This window comes from Pantoea sp. BL1, assembly GCF_000963985.1.
Lineage (GTDB): Bacteria > Pseudomonadota > Gammaproteobacteria > Enterobacterales > Enterobacteriaceae > Pantoea > Pantoea rwandensis_B.
Genome location: NZ_JZRH01000030.1, coordinates 117,703 through 134,586, shown reverse-complemented (window position 1 = coordinate 134,586; position 16,884 = coordinate 117,703). Strand labels below are relative to the sequence as shown.

Sequence of the window (16,884 nt, the reverse complement as noted above, 5' to 3'; positions counted from 1 at the left end):
TCGGATAGCGATGCTGTCCGATGCGTCATTACTTTTCTCCATAGTTATCAGTGGAAAAAATCACAGCACAGCGCTTATCGCTCCTCTAGGGTAAATCTCCCCTACAAGGAGAAAATAACGTATGAGCCTCATGACTTACGGCAACCGCCGTGACTTTCTTTCCGCTGGCATCAAACTGACGGCGGCAGGCACGCTGCTCGGCGCCGGATTAAGTGGCCGCACAGCTGTAGCGGCAGCCTGTGCGCCTGAAAACCTGACGCATATCGATGTTAGCCACTATCTGTTGCGCAATGTACGCCTCGAAGAAGGCTTTGTGCGCCATAAGGGCGTCATCACCGCCACGCGCACCGGTTTGTACGATATCGAAATCAACGGCGCGCAAATCACGGGCATCCACGCCGCGGGATTCAGCAGCACCCTCCCCGCCTGGGATGCGGCGGGACACGTCCTGCTGCCCGCAACGCGCGATATGCACATTCACCTCGATAAAACCTTTTATGGCGATGGATGGCGCGCTCCGCTGCCGCGCAAAAGCGTTATCGATATGATTCATCAGGAGGAGCAGATTCTTCCTGAGATTGTGCCGACCTCCGAAATGCGTGCCGAAAAGCTGATTGGCTTACTGCAGTCCAAAGGCAGCACCGCAGCGCGCAGCCATTGTAATATCGACCCGATCAGCAAGCTGGATGGGTTGGCGCACTTACAACAGGCGATTGAAAAGCACCGTCAGGACTTTACCGCGAAGATTGTCGCCTTCCCGCAGCATGGGCTGTTGCGTTCAAACGTTGAAGGCATGATGCGTGAAGCGATGAAAATGGGGGCCAATTTTGTCGGTGGCCTGGATCCGACCAATGTCGATGGTGCGATGGAGAAGTCACTAGATACGATGTTCAGCATCGCATTGGATTTTGCTGCGCCGGTGGATATCCACCTGCATGAAACCGAGCCGCACGGCGTAGCCGCGATACGCTATATGCTGAAAACGGTGCGCGAGAATCCGCAGTTAAAAGGAAAAGTCACCCTCAGCCATGCGTTTGCGCTGGGCACGTTATCGGGCAGTGAACTGGATGCGATGATTGAGGAACTCAAAGCGCAGCAGTTTAGCATCGCGACAACCGTGCCGATTGGTCGCGTGATCATGCCATTGCCGCAACTGCGTGCGGCGGGTGTTCCTGTATGGTCCGGCACGGATACCATTGCCGACCACTGGCAACCCTTTGGCAGCGGCAGCATGCTGGAAAAAGCCAATGTCTATGCGCAGTTGTATCGTGGCCCGGATGAATTCTCATTGAGTCGTGCTTTGGGTATTGCCACCAATGAGGTGCTGCCGCTGAATAGCCAGGGAGAACTGCAGTGGCCGAAGGCACAGGACAGCGCAACGATGATGCTGGTCGCGGCGAGTTGTTCTGCAGAAGCCGTGGCGCATATTGCACCGGTGATGGCGACATTCCATAACGGCAAACAGGTGTTTGGCCAGTTAAAGAAAATCTAATGGAAGAATAAAGACGATGTTATAAAAGAATTTATTTCGCCGCGCATTCATTGCGCGACGAAATAGATCAGCAGAATGAATCAACGGCTCACTTCATGACCAATCAAACCACCGATGGCCGCACCACCCAGCGTACCAAAGGTACTGCCGCCGGTTAATACCGCACCACCCACTGCACCGACACCCGCACCAATCGCCGTATTACGACCACGATGCGACATGCCACAAGCGGTAACCGATAAACAAACTAAAGCGACAATGGCAAAACTGCAGCTGCGTTTTAAAAGCATCGAAATCCTCATTACCATTAAAAAATGGAATGCAATTGTTTTTAATTTGATTGTTGTTAAGACACCAAATCGTTGGCGACTTGCACTGCTCGTCGGCGCTAATTTAAGAGGATTTGTGAAACGGCGAAAGGTAAAAATTCCTATTTTCGGGCGGTACTGGCGAAGCGGTGGGAAACCAGCCGATGCAGCCTTTTCAGGGCATTGAGAGGCGTTTAAACCTGCGGTGCTTTACTGAGAATCCATCCCTTGACTGCCAGCCTACCAACTAGTAGATTAATGTTTATTCAGCTGACTTTAGCGACATATTTCAGGGGGCAATGTGAGTGTGATTCATTTTCCTAACCAACATCCTGTTTGCCGTTCTTCGGCTGCTGAATCAACGGAATCGGATAAACAAACCCTTCGCGACTTTGCGTTAAATATTGCCGCGCAGTTACGCGATGACCCTGAATTAAATAAACAGGCGCCTTATCTGGTGGATAAAGTGATTTTGTTGCTGATGAAAGAGTCGCGAGGCTAAATCTCCGCGAGGCAATTAGGCGGTAATAACCAGATTGTTCAACACCGGTTTAATCATGGGTAAAAACAGTTCGGGGTTATTAAACGCGCGCGCGGCTATCATGGCACCGTGCACCGTGGCCATCAGCGATTTGGCTTCCCTTTCCGCTCCTTCACGCAGAATAAACACCCCACGCTTTTCCCCCTTCTGCAACACACCGGCCAGCCACGCGGACAGATCGGCGAAATGTCCGGTCACTTCAGCCGCCACTTCTTCCGGTAAGGTCGGCAGTTCCACTGCCAGCATCACGCAAATACAGAACGGCGAGCTGTTTTCCTTAATGCAGGTAGCCCAAAAATTCACATAACCGTTCAGCTCAGCCAGCGGATCATCACTGAAATGCTCACTGGTCGCGGCCATTCCGGCTCGCGCCTCCTCACGATAATCATTGACCACGGCCAGCACCAGATCGGCTTTGCCAGGAAAATGATGATGAATACTGGCTTTACGGATTTGCACGCGTTCTGCCAAATCGGCATAGCTGAAACTTTTATAACCACCCGCAGTGAGCAATTCTCGGGTGTGGTTAATAATTTCAGTGGCTTTAGGCGAACGTTCAACGGTCATGCAGGGCTCCAGCAGCAAAGATGAAATGGCTGCAAATCAGTAAATTGGCACTGAACCTACTGACCTGCAACCGGGATGTCAAGGCGCTTCAGAACGCTTACGGCGGCCGGTCATACTCCTGAATACGCCATCACGCAGAATCAGCGCATGGAACAACGCGGCAGCAAGATGCAGCATGACCGTTATGAACAAGGCTAAGGCCACCCAGCTATGCAGCGGGCGCAACCAGGCATAGAGATCATTACTGATCGGCGTGATGGGTGGCAGCACCAGACTGCCTCCCAGACTGATCGGATAGCCTGCTGCCGACAGCATCGCCCAGCCGATTAGAGGCTGCGCCAGCATCATTGCGTACAATGCCCAATGCGAAAGGTGTGCCAGCGCTTTTTGCCCGTTTGATAACGTCTCCGGCAAGGCCGGTTTAGCGGTGGTAAAACGCAGCCACAATCGCACCACCACCAACAGCAATATCATTAAGCCCAACGGCTTATGGATCGCCACGAGCAAGCTGTGCAGTGACGATACGGTGGCGACCATGGCCACACCGATAAACAGCATGGTCATAATAGCGGCAGCCATCAGCCAGTGAATCGCGCGCAACGCCGGATGGAAAGTCTCTGTGTGTTTCATCAGTGTGCTCCTGCCTGTTCACGGGTACGGGCGTTGTAGGATTTGGCATAAGCCGATGAACGTGCATTGAGGATCGGATCGTCTGAAGCGGTGATACCCTCTGGCAGAATCAGCGGATCGTAATTGATGTCGTTACAGGCGCCCTGCTGCTGTGGCGTGGTTTGGTTGATGGTCAGGGTTCCCGCATTGATGGTCTGCCGGTCCGCTGGCCAGGCAATCGAAGCATCTCTACTGCTGTCCTGCGCATCAGCGACGGTGATAATCAGATCCCATTGCAGCGCCCCTTTAGCAAGACGTTGTTGCAGATCGCTCTGCAGGAAGTTGCTGTCATTCTTATCCGCAGCACTGATTGGCTGATACTCGCTGTGCGGTACCATGCTCCAGCGAACCACGTGGCTCTTACCGGCCGAATCAACAAAGTTAAAGGTATTGAGGCTGTTAAAGCGATCGCTCGCCCAACTCGATGAAGGCACATACTGTTGCGCCCAGCCGAAGAATGGTTTGATTTCGGGATGTTTTTGAACGAAGGCCTGAATTTTCGCGGGATCGGGCTTACCTGTTTTCGCATCGGGCAGCGTGGCGATTTGCAGATCGTAAAACCCTTCCACGCTCTTCACCGGAAACATCGGCATGGCATTCATCCCAGTACGCCACTGCTGACCATCTTTTTGGTAAAACGCTAACGCCATGCTGCGCACCGGCACGGCATAATCCGGGGCGTTCGGATTGCCACCGGCAATAGCAAAGCGCCCGATCACCGGGGTTTCGCCCGGTGCAAACAGCCCGGCACGCGACAGCACGCTGGCTTTGCCGTTAGCGGCAAAGCTGCCGTTTATGCAGACGCCTTTGGCATGATTGCGTCGGTAGCCGGGATGCTCCCCGCCTGATTTTTGTAGCACGGTAATGAGCTTATCGGAGGTCAACTTATCCGGTGTTAACCAGCCGCCAGCCCAGAGAAATAATGCGATGACTATCAATGGTACCACTGCAATAGCGGCCAGACGGATGAGTGTCTGGCCGGTCGAAAGAGAAGGCTTGTTCATAGGTTCGCTCAACATTGCATAAATTAAGACAAGGCACTTACCCGAGCCGAATGAATAGCGCGTGGTAATCAACTGCGCCGTCCTGGTTGACGGTGGCAGGTGCAGAGCAATCAATCTACTAGTAGGTAGATTATATTGTCAAACGCATTTGCACAGGCAGAAGCCCCACTGTCGCGGCCGACAGTGAGCACCTCCGGTTATCTGAGGGAATAAATTCGCAGGGGTAATCAAACTTCTTCGCGTGGGGTTGTGTGGATCTTCATGGGCGCAACCACGACGTTCACGCCCAGATCCTGCATCCGTCGCAGCACAGGCACCGGCGTACCCTGGTTAACAATCACCACATCGAACTCGCTGAGATGGGCAAAACGATGCAGCGCCCGGCGTTCAAATTTGGTGTTATCCATCATCAAAATACGTTTCTGTGCAGCATCAAACATCGCTCGTTTGGTTTCGACGGTTTCAGCTGACTGATGAAAGACGGTGTCATCAATGATCGCAGACATACTGACGAAGAACACATCGGCGCGCAGACTGGCAATCTCTTCTCGCGTCATGCGGCCCATAAACGCATTGCACCAGTGATAAAACTGACCGCCTAATCCCATCAGCGTGATATCGCGCCCGTTGCGTAACTCATTCATCAGCGTCAGTGAGTTGGTGATCACCGTTAACGGGGCGCGCGCGTGTAGCAGGCGAGCCATCTGCAATACCGTGGTGGAATCATCAAGGAAAATCGCCTGTCCTGGCTCCAGATAAGTGGCAGCCACTTCAGCGATGGCTTGCTTCTCTTCCAGTTGACGCGTCGCACGGTAGATATCGCTGGACTCGACCAGGCTGGTAGGCGTAGCAGAGACCACCCCACGCGACTTATGCAGCAATCCGCGTTCGACCATCTCATCAATATCACGGTGCGCGGTCATCAGACTGATGCCGAAACGATCGGTGATATCTTCAATGCGAATTGCGCCTTCTGCCATCACGGCTTCCGCGATCAACTGGCGTCGCGCCAACTGCCGCGCCTGACGACTGTCGCTGGGTAAGGGTTCGGCCATGAAGACGTTAAGAGAAGAGTCCTGCGGGTTGTGCGCCATATTTCGTCCAGAAAGTGATGCAGAAATGCGGGTTCCAGGTGATTACAACGCGGAAACGCGCCTTTTGCAAATGATGTGGTGTTTGGACTCACGAGAAGGGTTACAGCGACGCACCGGAGTGCGTCCGTTGAGCAGTGTGCGGCCCGAAAGCCGCACGTCATGCATTACTGCTTCAATACAAACGGTGATACGAAATTGCCCGCGTTCTCTTTGGTGATCAAAATGCAGTCAAACAGCTGTTTTTCCGATGCTGCGCCGGTTTTACCGGTTTTCAGGAAGCTATCCGCCTGCTCTACCGCTTTCTGCGCGAACTGCGCCACGGGCTGCATCACGGTATACGCCAGCGTACCGGCTTTTACGGCATCAACGGCATCCGGCGAGCCATCAAAACCACCCACTTTGATCTGGTTCAGCTTGCCGGCTTCTTTCAACGCGGCAATCGCCCCCAGCGCCATTTCATCGTTGCCGCTGATCACGCCTTTGATATTCGGGTTAGCCTGCAGCAGTGACTGCATCTTGTTGAAGCCCTGGGTACGGTCCCAGTTGGCGACTTCCTGACCCACTTTCTTCAGCGTCGGGTACTGTGACAGCACGGTATCAAAACCATTGGCACGCGTTGCTGCGTTGTTATCGGATGGCGGGCCCACTAATTCAACATAGTTGGCGGTATCGCCCACCTGTTTCACCCACTCCATTGCGCCCACCGCCGCGCCCTGCGCATTGTTAGAAACCAACTGCGCTTTGGCCAATCCGCTCTGATTCAGCTCGGCGTTAATGATAAACACCGGGATGTTCGCCGCGATGGCTTTTTTCACTGAACCGACAGAACCGTCGGCGTTAGCCGGATCAAGAATGATGGCCTTGGATTTGTTGGTGATCGCCGTATCAATCAGCTGGCTTTCGGTGTTGGTATCACCTTTGTGCGCGCTGACTTTTGCGCTGTAGCCAAGTTTTTCAGCCGCTTTTTGCGCGACCTGGCCTTCTGTCAGCCAGTAAGGGTTGGAAGGATCGTTGACGATGATGGTCATCAACCCGTTATCCGCCCAGGTCGGTGCAGCGAAGGTGGTGATAGCCATCGCTGCGGCAGCAATAAACAGACGTTTTGTGAACATAGGTGCTCCGTTATTATTTAGGGTACAGGTTTTACGGATAACCGCGCGCTGCCAGACAGCGCGCGTGAGTTAGCGACTGCGTTTGCCGTATTGCAGGGTGTTGAGCAATACCGCCAGCACAATCACGGCGCCAGTGAACACCGTCTGCCAGTAGGCAGAAACGCCGATAATCACTAAGCCATCAGAGAGAAAACCGATTACAAAAGCGCCCAGCAGCGTGCCGCGCACATTACCGCGACCACCGGTCAGGGCCGCTCCGCCAATCACCACCGCAGCAATCGCGGTCAGTTCATAGGTGGTACCCGCCGTTGGGCCGGCAGAGGTGAGCTGTGAAGAGAGCACCAGTCCCGCCATCGCGGCACAGATACCCGACAAAACGTAAACGCTGATCTTGATGCGTTTCACCGGCACGCCGGAAAGATCGGCAGCGCGCTCATTACCACCAGAGGCATAGAGCCAGCGGCCAAACGCCGAACGACTCAGCAGGAAACCACAGGCCAGTGCTACCACACCCAGCACCAACACACCGACGGGGATATTGAAGATGCGATTGAAGCCAAGCCAGTCAAAGCCGGTGTTGCCCAGCGCATCACTTCCAGAGAGTTTGTTGTAGGTCAGACCATTGGTGATCAGCAATGCGATACCGCGTGCCACATACATGGTGCCGAGCGTGGCAACAAACGCCGGAACGCGGAACCAGGCAATCAGCACGCCATTCACCAATCCCACCAGCGCGCCAATCACCAGCGTTAATATCGCCACCGCCCACACCGGCAGATACAGCACCACGCCCAGCGCTTCAAGGTTGATGCCCTGCATCATAAAACCGGCCATCACCCCGGCCAGACCCAGCGTCGAGCCCACGGACAAATCAATCCCGCCATTGAGGATCACCAGCAGCATGCCAATCGCCGGTAAGCCAAAAATCGCCACGTGCGAAGCCATGGTCAGGAATTTGGCGCCGGTAAAGTAGTTAGGCGAGAGCAGGGAAAAGGTGGCAATAATCACCAGCAGCGCAATAAAGGCGCGCCCTTCCAGCAGCAATCGCGCCAGATTGAGACTTTTATCGGCCTTCTTTTTGCTCGCGACGGGCGGCGAATCCAGCGTGTGTGTTCTGTCTGTCATACCGTTTGCTCCGTTTTTCATGTCATGCCACCAGAGACTCGCCTGAAGCGGCCATAATGCGTTCTTTGCTCACGCTGGAATCGAAGATGGCGTTAATGCGCCCTTTGCTCATCACCACAATGCGATGCGCGATACTCAGGCATTCCCCCACTTCCGAGGTGGTGTACACCACCGCCAGCCCCTTTTTGGCGTTTTCCGCCAGCAGACGAAACACTTCCGCTTTGGCGCCGATATCGATGCCGCGGCTGGGTTCATCCAGCAGGATCACTTTTGGACGGGTGGCCAGCATTTTGCCGATCACCACTTTTTGTTGATTGCCACCGGAAAGCGAACCGATGGCCGCCTCACCGCCAGCGGTTTTCACCGTGACGTTGCGAATACTGTCTGTCACCAGCTGCTTTTCACGCCGGGGTGACAGCACCAGACCGCGCACAAATTCGCTGATACTGGCGAGCGACAGGTTTTCGCCCACTGACATGGTTTGCACCAGACCGTCGCGTTGCCGATCTTCCGGTACCAACGCAAGGCCGATTTGAATGCGCTGTTGAATGGTTAAGCCGCTGACATCGGTGTCTTGCAGCAAAATGTGTCCCTGGCTTTGATGAATACGCCCGGCGATACACTCCAGCAGTTCGGTGCGCCCCGCGCCCATCAGGCCATAGATGCAGACAATTTCACCGGCTTTCACTGCCAGCGAGAGGTTATCCACCAGCCGAATCCCGGTTTTGCTTTTCACCGTCAGGTCTTGCACGGTCAACGCCTGGGCGCCAAAGTCATACCCTTGCGGGGGCGAACCCAGGTTAAAGTGGTCGCCCACCATATTGCGCACGATCCATTCGAGATCGATCTCATCGCGTTTCGCGTACGCGGTCATCACGCCATCACGCAGTACCACGGCGCGATCGGTGATCTCCAGTGCCTCTTCGAGATGATGTGAGATGTAAACAATGGCCACGCCCTGACTGGTGAGATCGCGGATCACCTGGAACAGCACCGCCACTTCCGCGGCACTGAGCGCCGATGTCGGTTCATCCATGATCAGAATCTGTGAATTCACCGACAACGCGCGGGCGATTTCGACAATCTGTTGTTGGCCCAGACGCAGGTTTTCCACCGGCGTCAGCGGATCAATTTCCTCCTCCAGTGCGGCCATCAGATGGGCGGTTATGCGGGCTTCTTCCGCGTAGTCCACCCCACCCGGCTTCATGATTTCGCGCCCCATGAAGATGTTGTCGCGCACGTTCATGTTGGGAGCGAGATTCAGCTCCTGATGGATAATCGAGATGCCGCAATCGCGTGCTTCAGTGGCGGAGCGAAACACTTTCTCTTCGCCGTTGTAGAGAATTTCCCCGGATGTTGGCGTAATCACGCCTGACAAAATTTTCATTAGCGTGGATTTGCCTGCGCCGTTTTCACCAAACAACGTGGTGACTTCACCGCGACGGATCTCAAAATTCACGCCCTTGAGTGCATGGGTCGATCCATAGATCTTGCTGATGTTGCGCGCTTCAAGGATCACTTCGCCTTTTAGTAGCGCCGGGTTAACGTTGAACGGTTTCATTTCACCTCCAGACTGACTGGCGTCACCATCCAGTTATTCGGCGCGAGCAACCGGAACACCCCCACCACCTGCACGGTTTTACCGGGCAGCGCATCGCGATCCAACTTATCCAGTACTTTGGCTTTCATGGCGCGATTGATCGCCGAACCGGCGTTTTGATACTCAATCTGGTTGGTAAAATCACCGAACTGGATTTTTCCGCTGGCATCACGCAAGTCGGTGCCGGTGATAGCCGGGCCCGTTTGCAGGCGAATCACATTTCCTTCCGGCAAGCCGACCACTTTCAGCGGGAAGATGCCCATCTGCCCTGACTGAACCACACCCTCCAGCTTGACGGGGATGACCGGAAGCGGCGAACCCACACCGTATTTTTGCACCGCTTCCTGTTGATTGGCTTTCAATGCATCGGCGAGGGTTTTTGCATCCACCGCCCGCGCTTCAACATCCTGCTGAATACCGGGGAAGGTTTTCTCCCCGTAGCTATCCGGCGAGAAACCTTGCTCTTGCACATCTTGCCCGGAACCGATTTTCACCACTTTGGTGTCAATGGCCATGGCGGCAATCACCGCAACCACCACAACACCGATGATGCTGTAGCGGCGAATGCGCTTTCGGGAGAGCTGCTGTGCCAGCATTGAGACATCGGACATAACGTGACCTCTCACTGTTATCTGCTGCGATAATCGCCGCATTAAATGTTATAAATGTGATAACTCTTGTGATGAGGATTGTGCTGATGTGACTAAATTGTCAACAGAGGGTTCACGAATTTTTCAGGAGCGCGATCTGGATCGCTAAATTCACACCTTAGCGCCTTTCCAGCTAATAAAGGCCCGCCATACAAGCCTTCTTCTTGTGATATCTCATTTCACCCTGTCGTGTACCACCGCCATTTTCGTGATCAAACTCGCTAACTGAAGTGAAATTTATTCGTTTTATCGAAAAATAATACACGAGATATGTTATCTCCATGGGAAGTGGTGTAAGACATTATTTAGCAAATTCATCACAGGGAATTAACACGACGTGATGGTTCAACTTTTCTTCCCTTCGGAGGTGTACGTGGGTAACAGCGATATCATTCTGGGTCTGGATTCCGGCACCTCCGTGGTGAAGGCGGTGGCGTTTGATCTGGAAGGCACACAGCTGGCGTGTGCCTCCGTGCGTAACCGCTATTACCGCAGCGAAGGCGGTGCCGCGCAGCAATCCATGACGCAGACCTGGCAAGATGCCGTGGACGCGATAAAGAAACTGGGCGAGCGTGTGGAAAACCTCTCTTCCCGCGTGGTGGCCGTGGCTGTCACCGCACAAGGGGATGGCACCTGGCTGGTCGGTGCCAACAACCAGCCGGTGGAGGATGCCTGGATTTGGCTGGACGCGCGTGCGGCACACACCGTCGATGCTCTAAACCAGCACGCCCTTGCAGCCGAGCGGTTTAAGGCCACGGGCACCGGGCTGAATACCTGCCAGCAGGGTTCGCAGATGGCGCATATGGACCAGCACTTTCCGGATCTGCTGGCGAACAGCGAAGTGGCGCTGCATTGCAAAGACTGGCTTTACCTCAATCTGACGGGCGTACGTGCCACCGATCCTTCTGAGGCCAGCTTCACCTTTGGTAACTTTCGCACCCAGCGTTATGACGACACCGTCATCGCGGCGCTGGGACTGGAACATCGCCGCCATCTGCTGCCCGAAATCATTGATGGCACGCAAATCACCCATCCATTGACCGCTGAGGCCGCTGCCCTCACCGGCCTGCGCGCGGGCACACCGATATCGCTGGGTTATGTGGATATGGCGATGACCGCGCTGGGCGCAGGCGTGCACACCGGCGAAGCCCATACCGCCTGCTCAATTGTCGGCTCTACCGGCGTGCATCTGCGCAGCGTGACCATTGATGAGGTGTGGCTGAATCCAGCGCAAACTGGCTATGTGATTCCGCTGCCCTGGCCGGGCTATGTGACGCAGGTGCAAACCAATATGGCATCTACCCTTAATCTCGACTGGCTGTTGAATGTGGCCAGTGAATTGCTGAGCGGATTCGGCTGTGAAATCGATCATGCGCGGCTGGTGGCACATATCGACCAGTGGCTCAACAAAGCCGAACCCGGCACCCTGCTGTTCCATCCCTACATCTCGATTGCCGGTGAACGCGGGCCGTTCGTCAACGCCGACGCGCGCGCCAGCTTCACCGGACTTAACTATCAGCACAATTTTGCCGACCTGGTGCGTGGTGTGATTGAAGGCATCGGTATGGCTGCGCGTGATTGTTATCAGGCGATGGGCAGCACCCTGCCGGGTGAGATTCGTCTCACGGGCGGTGCGGTGCGTTCCCAGCCGCTACGCCAGATCCTCTCTTCCTGCATTGGCGCGCCGGTGCGTATCAGCCAGCGTGATGAAGCCGGTGCAGCGGGCGCCGCGATGATGGCAGCGGTGGCGATTGGCGCCTATCCCTCCATGGCGCAGTGCGTGGAAACCTGGGTGCGCCCGCTGCTGGATGCGCCTGAACCGCCTTCCGCTGAACTGTCGCAGCGTTATAACCAACTGTTTCCCCATTATCAGCAGATCCGCAGCGATCTCCCTGCCGCCTGGCATGCACTGAATAAGTTTTAAGGAGTACACCATGAGTGAAAATACGCTGGATCTGTTTGTCATTGGCGGTGGCATTAATGGCGCGGGCATCGCACGTGATGCGGCCGGGCGCGGCTTGTCCGTGATGATGTGTGAAAAAGACGACCTTGCACAGGGGACCTCCTCGCGCTCGGGCAAACTGGTACACGGCGGGCTGCGCTATCTTGAATATTATGAGTTCCGCCTGGTGCGTGAGGCGCTGATCGAGCGTGAAGTGTTGCTGAATGCCGCGCCGCACATTATCTGGCCGATGCGCTTTGTGTTACCGCACAGCCCGTCCGATCGTCCGGCGTGGCTGGTGCGTCTGGGGCTGTTCCTTTATGACAACTTAGGTGGACGCAAAAAGCTGCCCGGCACGCGATCGCTCGATCTGATGCGCGATCCTGAAGGCGCACCCCTCCTCGATAGCTACAGCAAAGGCTTCGAATACTCCGATTGCTGGGTCGATGATGCCCGCCTGGTCGCACTCAATGCGGTGGATGCCGCGGAGCGCGGCGCAACGATTTTGCCGCGCACCCGCTGTATCTCCGCCAAACGCATCAGCGGCAAGTGGGAAGTGACCCTTCAGGATGCGGCCAGCGGCGCGCAGCGCACGGTATTCGCCAAAGTGCTGGTGAATGCAGCCGGGCCGTGGGTACTGGATATCGTTAATCAGGTCACGCAGACCAAAAGCAATCGCAGCGTGCGGCTGGTTAAAGGTTCACACATCATCGTGCCGAAATTCTGGGAAGGCCAGCAGGCGTATCTGGTGCAAAACACTGATAAACGCGTCATTTTCATCAACCCTTATGAAGGCGATAAAGCCCTGATCGGCACCACCGATATTCCGTGGCAGGGCAAAGCGGAAGCGGTGACCGCGGACGACAGTGAGCAGCAGTACCTTATCGATGTGGTCAATCGCTACTTCAAAGTGAAACTGCGCGCCAGCGATGTGATTACCCGATTCTCGGGCGTGCGTCCGCTGTTTGACGATGGCAAAGGTAACCCTTCTGCCGTCACGCGTGACTACGTGTTCGATCTCGACGATCAGCAAAACGCCCCGCTGCTGCATGTGTTTGGTGGCAAAATTACCACTTTCCGTAAACTGGCAGAACACGCTATCCAGAAGCTCGCGCCCTTCTTCCCCAATATGGGAGAAGACTGGACACGCGAGGCCACTTTGCCGGGCGGTGATATGGCAAATGGCGATTTCGAGAGTTTCCTTGAGCAAGTGAAAACGCGCTGGCCATGGTTACCGGCGCCGCTACGCAAACACTATGCGCGCCTGTATGGCACGCGCATTGAGAAAGTGCTGGGTCACGCTCGTGAGCTCAACGATCTGGGCCGCCATTTCGGCGCGCAGTTATATGAAGCCGAAGTGCGCTACCTGGTGGAAAATGAGTGGGCGCAGCAGGCGGAGGATGTGCTGTGGCGTCGCACCAAGCATCAGTTGCATCTGACGGCAGTGCAGCAGCAGGCCTTTAGTCAATGGTTTGACGCGACCTATGCTGCGGCCGTGCCGCTGCGTAAGGAGGCGTAATCATGCCCTTAACGCTTTCGCTCAATACCAACCCACTGGTGAATCGTTTTGCCGATCCGCAGGATCTGATTCACACCGTGGCACAACAGATCCGTATTCGCGATCTGCAGTTAACTCATGAATTTATTAATCCCGGCTGGCCAGCCGCCACCATCAACCGCATGTCGCGCCAGATGCAGAAGGCGCTGCGAGAAACCGGGGTGCGCGTGACATCGGGTATGACCGGCCCCTATGGCCGCCTCAATCATTTTGGTCATCCGGACGTTGAAGTGCGGCGCTATTACGTTGACTGGTTCAAAACTTTCGCGGATATCACTGCGGAACTGGGCGGCGAGGCGGTCGGATCGCAGTTCGCCATTTTCACCCAGCAGGATTTCAACGACAGGACGCGGCGGGATGCCTTGATCGAGATCGCGATAGACTGCTGGGCCGAGGTGGCGGAACATGCCCAATCCGCCGGCTTGAAGTACCTGTTTTGGGAACCGATGAGCATCGGACGCGAGTTTGGTGAAACCATTCCGGCTTGCCTCGCACTGCAGCAGCGTTTGAGCAGTGAGTCCTTTGCCCTGCCGATGTGGATGATGGCGGATATCGATCATGGCGATGTGACTTCAACCGACCCGCGTGATTACGACCCTTACGCGTGGGCAGAAGCGGTGCCGCGCTACTCGCCGATTATTCATATAAAACAAAGCATGATGGACAAAGGCGGCCACAGACCCTTCACATTGCAGTACAATGCGGGCGGCCGTATTCAGCCCCAGCCGCTGCTGGACGCGCTGGCGCGCGGCGGCGCGCACGATAACGAAATCTGCCTCGAACTGAGTTTTAAAGAGCGTGAACCCACTGACCGCCAGGTGGTGGCGGATATCGCGGAAAGCGTCGCGTTTTGGGCATCTCACATTGATACGGGCGTGCAGGATTTGCATCTGGCTTCCTAAGCCTATTGATCAGGAAATGAAACATGAAACCGGCTCCTTCTCCCGCTGAACGCGATGACTCTTTAGCCCTGCGTGCCGCCTGGCTGCACTACGTGGGCGGCCTGACCCAGGCTGAAGTCGCCAAACGTCTGGGATTACCGTCTGTCAAAACCCATCGCATGATTGCCAAAATGGTCGCGGAGGGTGCGGTGAAGGTGTCGATTGATGGCGATATCATGGCGTGCGTGGCGCTGGAAGATCAGCTGCGCGAAAAGCACGGACTGCGTTTTTGCCACGTTGCGCCTGACCTTGGGGAAGAGGGATTGCCGGTACGAACGCTGGGTATGGCGGGCGCGGATTACCTGCGCAATCTCCTCACGTCGCAGCCTGCGATCACCCTGGGGCTGGGACACGGTCGCACCCTTTCCGCCGCCATTCACCAACTCCCGCGCATTGACGCCCCGCATATGCGCTTCGTTTCGCTGCTGGGCTGTTTGACGCGCAACTATGCGCTCAATCCGCACGATGTCATGCATCGCATTGCCGAAAAAACCGGTGCGCAGGCGTATATGATGCCGGTGCCGTTCTTTGCCAATACTCAGGAGGACCGCGACGTGCTGCTTAAACAGCGCGGCGTCAGCGAAGTGTTTGCCATGGCTGCACAAAGCGAGGTGAAACTGGTGGGGATCGGTACCGTGGAACCGGCCGCGCAATTGGTTGAAGCCGGCATGATTGATGAAGCCGAGATCAACGATATCTCAGCTTCTGGCGCTGTCGGTGAGCTGCTCGGTCATTTCTTTGACGCCAGCGGGCAGATGATTCACAACAGCCTGACGGCGCGCACGCTGTCGGTGGATTTAGAGCTTGCCCACCGCGCTGAGATTGTGGCGCTGGTGGGGGGATTAAGCAAAGTCGACGCGATCCGCGCGGTATTGGCCAGCGGTTTGGTGACGGGATTAATTACCGATGAGTTAACGGCACAGGCGTTAATCGCAGGTTAGAGTGGCCTCCATTCGTCCGCGAATAATCCAAAGACCCAATCGTCCCGCCATTCACCGGCGAGATGATAGCTTTTCCGCAAGGTGCCCTCCTGCTGGAATCCCACTTTTAATAGTGTCCTGCGTGAGGCTTCATTTCCTGCAGTCACAGTGGCAATCAGCTTGCGAAAGCCCAGTTCATTCAGCGCATAACGCGCGATATCGTGAAGTGATTCCGAACCCAATCCTTTGCCTTGAGCCTCTGCTGCCAGTAAAAAACCGACTTCCGCTATACCTGCACCGCGATCAATCAATCCGGTGAGGCCTAACGGCGCAGAGTGCCCCTTTTCTATGATGACCAGACAGAGCCAATGTGCACTGCCTTTTTGCCAGCGTGGCAATCTTATCTCGAACCTGTCACGTCGAATCTCGTCTTCAGGCTGCGGATCGGCCACATAGCGCATCACGCGCTCATCCTGTTGCAGCGAGAGAAAGAATCGCCAGTCATCGGCAGCTAACTGGCGATATTGCAGTCTTTTAGAGGTGATGTTAGGGAACATTGAATCCTTCTTTATGACAATGATGATGGATCCTCACTGGCGGTGCCGCTAAATCAGCGTTAATTCCATTGGCTGCTGGCGTAATATCTCCTGAAACGCCGGGGACAGTTGGTTATCGGTGATCACCTGCTTAAAGGGCAATGTCGGCGCCAGGGAGAAAGGATGTATCTGACCAAATTTAGAGGAGTCGGTGAGCGCGACAGTGTGCGTCTGCTTTTCCATGATCGCGTTGACCACATCGCAGCGCAGCATATCGCGACCGGTAAATCCGGTAACGGCATCCCAGCCGTCGATACCGATAAACGCTTTATGAAAATTGAGGTGCTGAATGCACAAACGCGTCAGCGGCCCAACCACGGACTCACTGCTTTTTTGGAACAGCCCGCCGAGAATGATCACATCACCGCCCTTTTCTCTCAACAATCCAGCGATGTAATGGCTTACGGTAATAATCGTAATATCACCGCGTTCACTCAGTTCGCGCGCCAGCAAAGCGTTAGTACTGCCGCCCTCGATAAACACCGTTTCACCCGCGTTAACCAGCGAAGCGGCGTACTCCGCGAGGCGTTTTTTGACGGCAAAGCGGGTCTGCATACGTGCACCAACATCATCGCTTTCTGGCGCCACGGCAGAACCGTGCACGCGGCGCAGAAAGCCGCCTTTCTCCAGAACATTCAGATCCTGACGCACCGTCACTTCAGAAACGCCGGTAGTTTGCGCCAGTTCATTAACGCTGACGCTGCCGCGTTCGCTGACCAGTTGGATAATGTGCTGATGACGTGCGTTCATAATGCCTGCTTCATT

The 16,884-nt window shown here is 55.3% G+C and carries 18 protein-coding genes; 7 read left to right on the top strand and 11 right to left on the bottom strand.

The features are described 5' to 3' along the window. The first annotated feature begins 121 nt into the window (after positions 1–121). Positions 122–1,492, top strand: a complete 1,371-nt coding sequence (locus VH86_RS15110) for an amidohydrolase (protein WP_045833402.1) — start codon at positions 122–124, stop codon at positions 1,490–1,492. A gap of 80 nt (positions 1,493–1,572) precedes the next feature. Here VH86_RS15110 and VH86_RS15105 read toward each other — a convergent pair whose 3' ends face one another. After that, positions 1,573–1,782: a glycine zipper 2TM domain-containing protein gene (locus VH86_RS15105; protein ID WP_038646981.1), complete on the bottom strand. Its 210-nt coding sequence runs from the start codon at positions 1,780–1,782 to the stop codon at positions 1,573–1,575. On the opposite strand from VH86_RS15105, the gene VH86_RS25910 reads away from it, so the two are divergent. Both VH86_RS25910 and VH86_RS15100 read left to right on the top strand, forming a co-directional pair. Further along, positions 1,712–1,987 (top strand): hypothetical protein, encoded by a 276-nt coding sequence (locus VH86_RS25910; RefSeq protein WP_197080224.1) that lies wholly within the window; start codon positions 1,712–1,714, stop codon positions 1,985–1,987. The two genes, VH86_RS15105 and VH86_RS25910, sit on opposite strands and share 71 nt — an antisense overlap. Positions 1,988–2,101: 114 nt before the next feature. Then, complete coding sequence (locus tag VH86_RS15100; protein ID WP_038646979.1) at positions 2,102–2,302, top strand: hypothetical protein; 201 nt, start codon at positions 2,102–2,104, stop codon at positions 2,300–2,302. 15 nt (positions 2,303–2,317) lie between these two features. Here the strand turns inward: VH86_RS15100 and VH86_RS15095 are convergent, their stop codons facing one another. From VH86_RS15095 to VH86_RS15060, 8 genes are all read right to left on the bottom strand, one after another. Continuing rightward, on the bottom strand, positions 2,318–2,908 hold the full coding sequence (locus VH86_RS15095; protein WP_045833401.1) for a TetR/AcrR family transcriptional regulator: 591 nt from the start codon (positions 2,906–2,908) through the stop codon (positions 2,318–2,320). A gap of 78 nt (positions 2,909–2,986) precedes the next feature. Continuing rightward, positions 2,987–3,538, bottom strand: a complete 552-nt coding sequence (locus VH86_RS15090; RefSeq protein ID WP_045833400.1) for a cytochrome b — start codon at positions 3,536–3,538, stop codon at positions 2,987–2,989. Continuing rightward, complete coding sequence (locus tag VH86_RS15085; RefSeq protein ID WP_045833399.1) at positions 3,538–4,581, bottom strand: catalase family peroxidase; 1,044 nt, start codon at positions 4,579–4,581, stop codon at positions 3,538–3,540. Before VH86_RS15085 ends, VH86_RS15090 begins: the two co-directional genes overlap by 1 nt. Positions 4,582–4,808: 227 nt before the next feature. Then, positions 4,809–5,675 carry a DeoR/GlpR family DNA-binding transcription regulator gene (locus tag VH86_RS15080; RefSeq protein WP_038646971.1) on the bottom strand — a complete coding sequence of 289 codons (867 nt, stop codon included), beginning with the start codon at positions 5,673–5,675 and terminating at the stop codon, positions 4,809–4,811. A gap of 164 nt (positions 5,676–5,839) precedes the next feature. Continuing rightward, positions 5,840–6,787, bottom strand: coding sequence for a D-ribose ABC transporter substrate-binding protein (locus tag VH86_RS15075; RefSeq protein WP_034823484.1), 948 nt, complete (start codon positions 6,785–6,787; stop codon positions 5,840–5,842). Positions 6,788–6,856: 69 nt separating this feature from the next. Next, positions 6,857–7,912, bottom strand: coding sequence for an ABC transporter permease (locus tag VH86_RS15070; protein WP_045833443.1), 1,056 nt, complete (start codon positions 7,910–7,912; stop codon positions 6,857–6,859). Between the two features lie 22 nt (positions 7,913–7,934). Then, positions 7,935–9,473: a sugar ABC transporter ATP-binding protein gene (locus VH86_RS15065; protein ID WP_045833398.1), complete on the bottom strand. Its 1,539-nt coding sequence runs from the start codon at positions 9,471–9,473 to the stop codon at positions 7,935–7,937. Beyond that, positions 9,470–10,123, bottom strand: a complete 654-nt coding sequence (locus VH86_RS15060) for a DUF2291 domain-containing protein (protein WP_045833397.1) — start codon at positions 10,121–10,123, stop codon at positions 9,470–9,472. Before VH86_RS15060 ends, VH86_RS15065 begins: the two co-directional genes overlap by 4 nt. 379 nt (positions 10,124–10,502) lie before the next feature. Here VH86_RS15060 and VH86_RS15055 point away from each other — a divergent pair, with 379 nt between their 5' ends. Genes VH86_RS15055 through VH86_RS15040 form a run of 4 tightly spaced genes read left to right on the top strand, consistent with a single transcriptional unit; the run spans position 10,503 to position 15,544 of the window. Continuing rightward, complete coding sequence (locus VH86_RS15055) at positions 10,503–12,086, top strand: FGGY-family carbohydrate kinase (protein WP_231647231.1); 1,584 nt, start codon at positions 10,503–10,505, stop codon at positions 12,084–12,086. 10 nt (positions 12,087–12,096) lie between these two features. After that, positions 12,097–13,623: a glycerol-3-phosphate dehydrogenase gene (locus VH86_RS15050; RefSeq protein ID WP_045833396.1), complete on the top strand. Its 1,527-nt coding sequence runs from the start codon at positions 12,097–12,099 to the stop codon at positions 13,621–13,623. A gap of 2 nt (positions 13,624–13,625) precedes the next feature. Next, positions 13,626–14,564 (top strand): sugar phosphate isomerase/epimerase, encoded by a 939-nt coding sequence (locus VH86_RS15045; protein ID WP_045833395.1) that lies wholly within the window; start codon positions 13,626–13,628, stop codon positions 14,562–14,564. Between the two features lie 23 nt (positions 14,565–14,587). Further along, positions 14,588–15,544, top strand: coding sequence for a sugar-binding transcriptional regulator (locus tag VH86_RS15040; RefSeq protein ID WP_045833394.1), 957 nt, complete (start codon positions 14,588–14,590; stop codon positions 15,542–15,544). Here the strand turns inward: VH86_RS15040 and VH86_RS15035 are convergent. After that, positions 15,541–16,080 carry a GNAT family N-acetyltransferase gene (locus tag VH86_RS15035; RefSeq protein WP_045833393.1) on the bottom strand — a complete coding sequence of 180 codons (540 nt, stop codon included), beginning with the start codon at positions 16,078–16,080 and terminating at the stop codon, positions 15,541–15,543. The two genes, VH86_RS15040 and VH86_RS15035, sit on opposite strands and share 4 nt — an antisense overlap. A gap of 48 nt (positions 16,081–16,128) precedes the next feature. After that, the gene (locus VH86_RS15030; RefSeq protein WP_045833392.1) at positions 16,129–16,869 is read right to left on the bottom strand and encodes a DNA-binding transcriptional regulator YciT; all 741 of its coding nucleotides are present in this window, start codon (positions 16,867–16,869) and stop codon (positions 16,129–16,131) included. Positions 16,870–16,884 lie beyond the last annotated feature (15 nt).

Coding starts and splice junctions, on each gene's coding strand:
- VH86_RS15110 (WP_045833402.1), top strand. CDS start 122: ATGAGCCTCATGACTTACGGCAACCGCCGTGACTTTCTTTCCGCTGGC.
- VH86_RS25910 (WP_197080224.1), top strand. CDS start 1,712: ATGCCACAAGCGGTAACCGATAAACAAACTAAAGCGACAATGGCAAAA.
- VH86_RS15105 (WP_038646981.1), bottom strand. CDS start 1,782: ATGCTTTTAAAACGCAGCTGCAGTTTTGCCATTGTCGCTTTAGTTTGT.
- VH86_RS15095 (WP_045833401.1), bottom strand. CDS start 2,908: ATGACCGTTGAACGTTCGCCTAAAGCCACTGAAATTATTAACCACACC.
- VH86_RS15090 (WP_045833400.1), bottom strand. CDS start 3,538: ATGAAACACACAGAGACTTTCCATCCGGCGTTGCGCGCGATTCACTGG.
- VH86_RS15085 (WP_045833399.1), bottom strand. CDS start 4,581: ATGAACAAGCCTTCTCTTTCGACCGGCCAGACACTCATCCGTCTGGCC.
- VH86_RS15080 (WP_038646971.1), bottom strand. CDS start 5,675: ATGGCGCACAACCCGCAGGACTCTTCTCTTAACGTCTTCATGGCCGAA.
- VH86_RS15075 (WP_034823484.1), bottom strand. CDS start 6,787: ATGTTCACAAAACGTCTGTTTATTGCTGCCGCAGCGATGGCTATCACC.
- VH86_RS15070 (WP_045833443.1), bottom strand. CDS start 7,912: ATGACAGACAGAACACACACGCTGGATTCGCCGCCCGTCGCGAGCAAA.
- VH86_RS15065 (WP_045833398.1), bottom strand. CDS start 9,473: ATGAAACCGTTCAACGTTAACCCGGCGCTACTAAAAGGCGAAGTGATC.
- VH86_RS15060 (WP_045833397.1), bottom strand. CDS start 10,123: ATGTCCGATGTCTCAATGCTGGCACAGCAGCTCTCCCGAAAGCGCATT.
- VH86_RS15055 (WP_231647231.1), top strand. CDS start 10,503: ATGGTTCAACTTTTCTTCCCTTCGGAGGTGTACGTGGGTAACAGCGAT.
- VH86_RS15050 (WP_045833396.1), top strand. CDS start 12,097: ATGAGTGAAAATACGCTGGATCTGTTTGTCATTGGCGGTGGCATTAAT.
- VH86_RS15045 (WP_045833395.1), top strand. CDS start 13,626: ATGCCCTTAACGCTTTCGCTCAATACCAACCCACTGGTGAATCGTTTT.
- VH86_RS15040 (WP_045833394.1), top strand. CDS start 14,588: ATGAAACCGGCTCCTTCTCCCGCTGAACGCGATGACTCTTTAGCCCTG.
- VH86_RS15035 (WP_045833393.1), bottom strand. CDS start 16,080: ATGTTCCCTAACATCACCTCTAAAAGACTGCAATATCGCCAGTTAGCT.
- VH86_RS15030 (WP_045833392.1), bottom strand. CDS start 16,869: ATGAACGCACGTCATCAGCACATTATCCAACTGGTCAGCGAACGCGGC.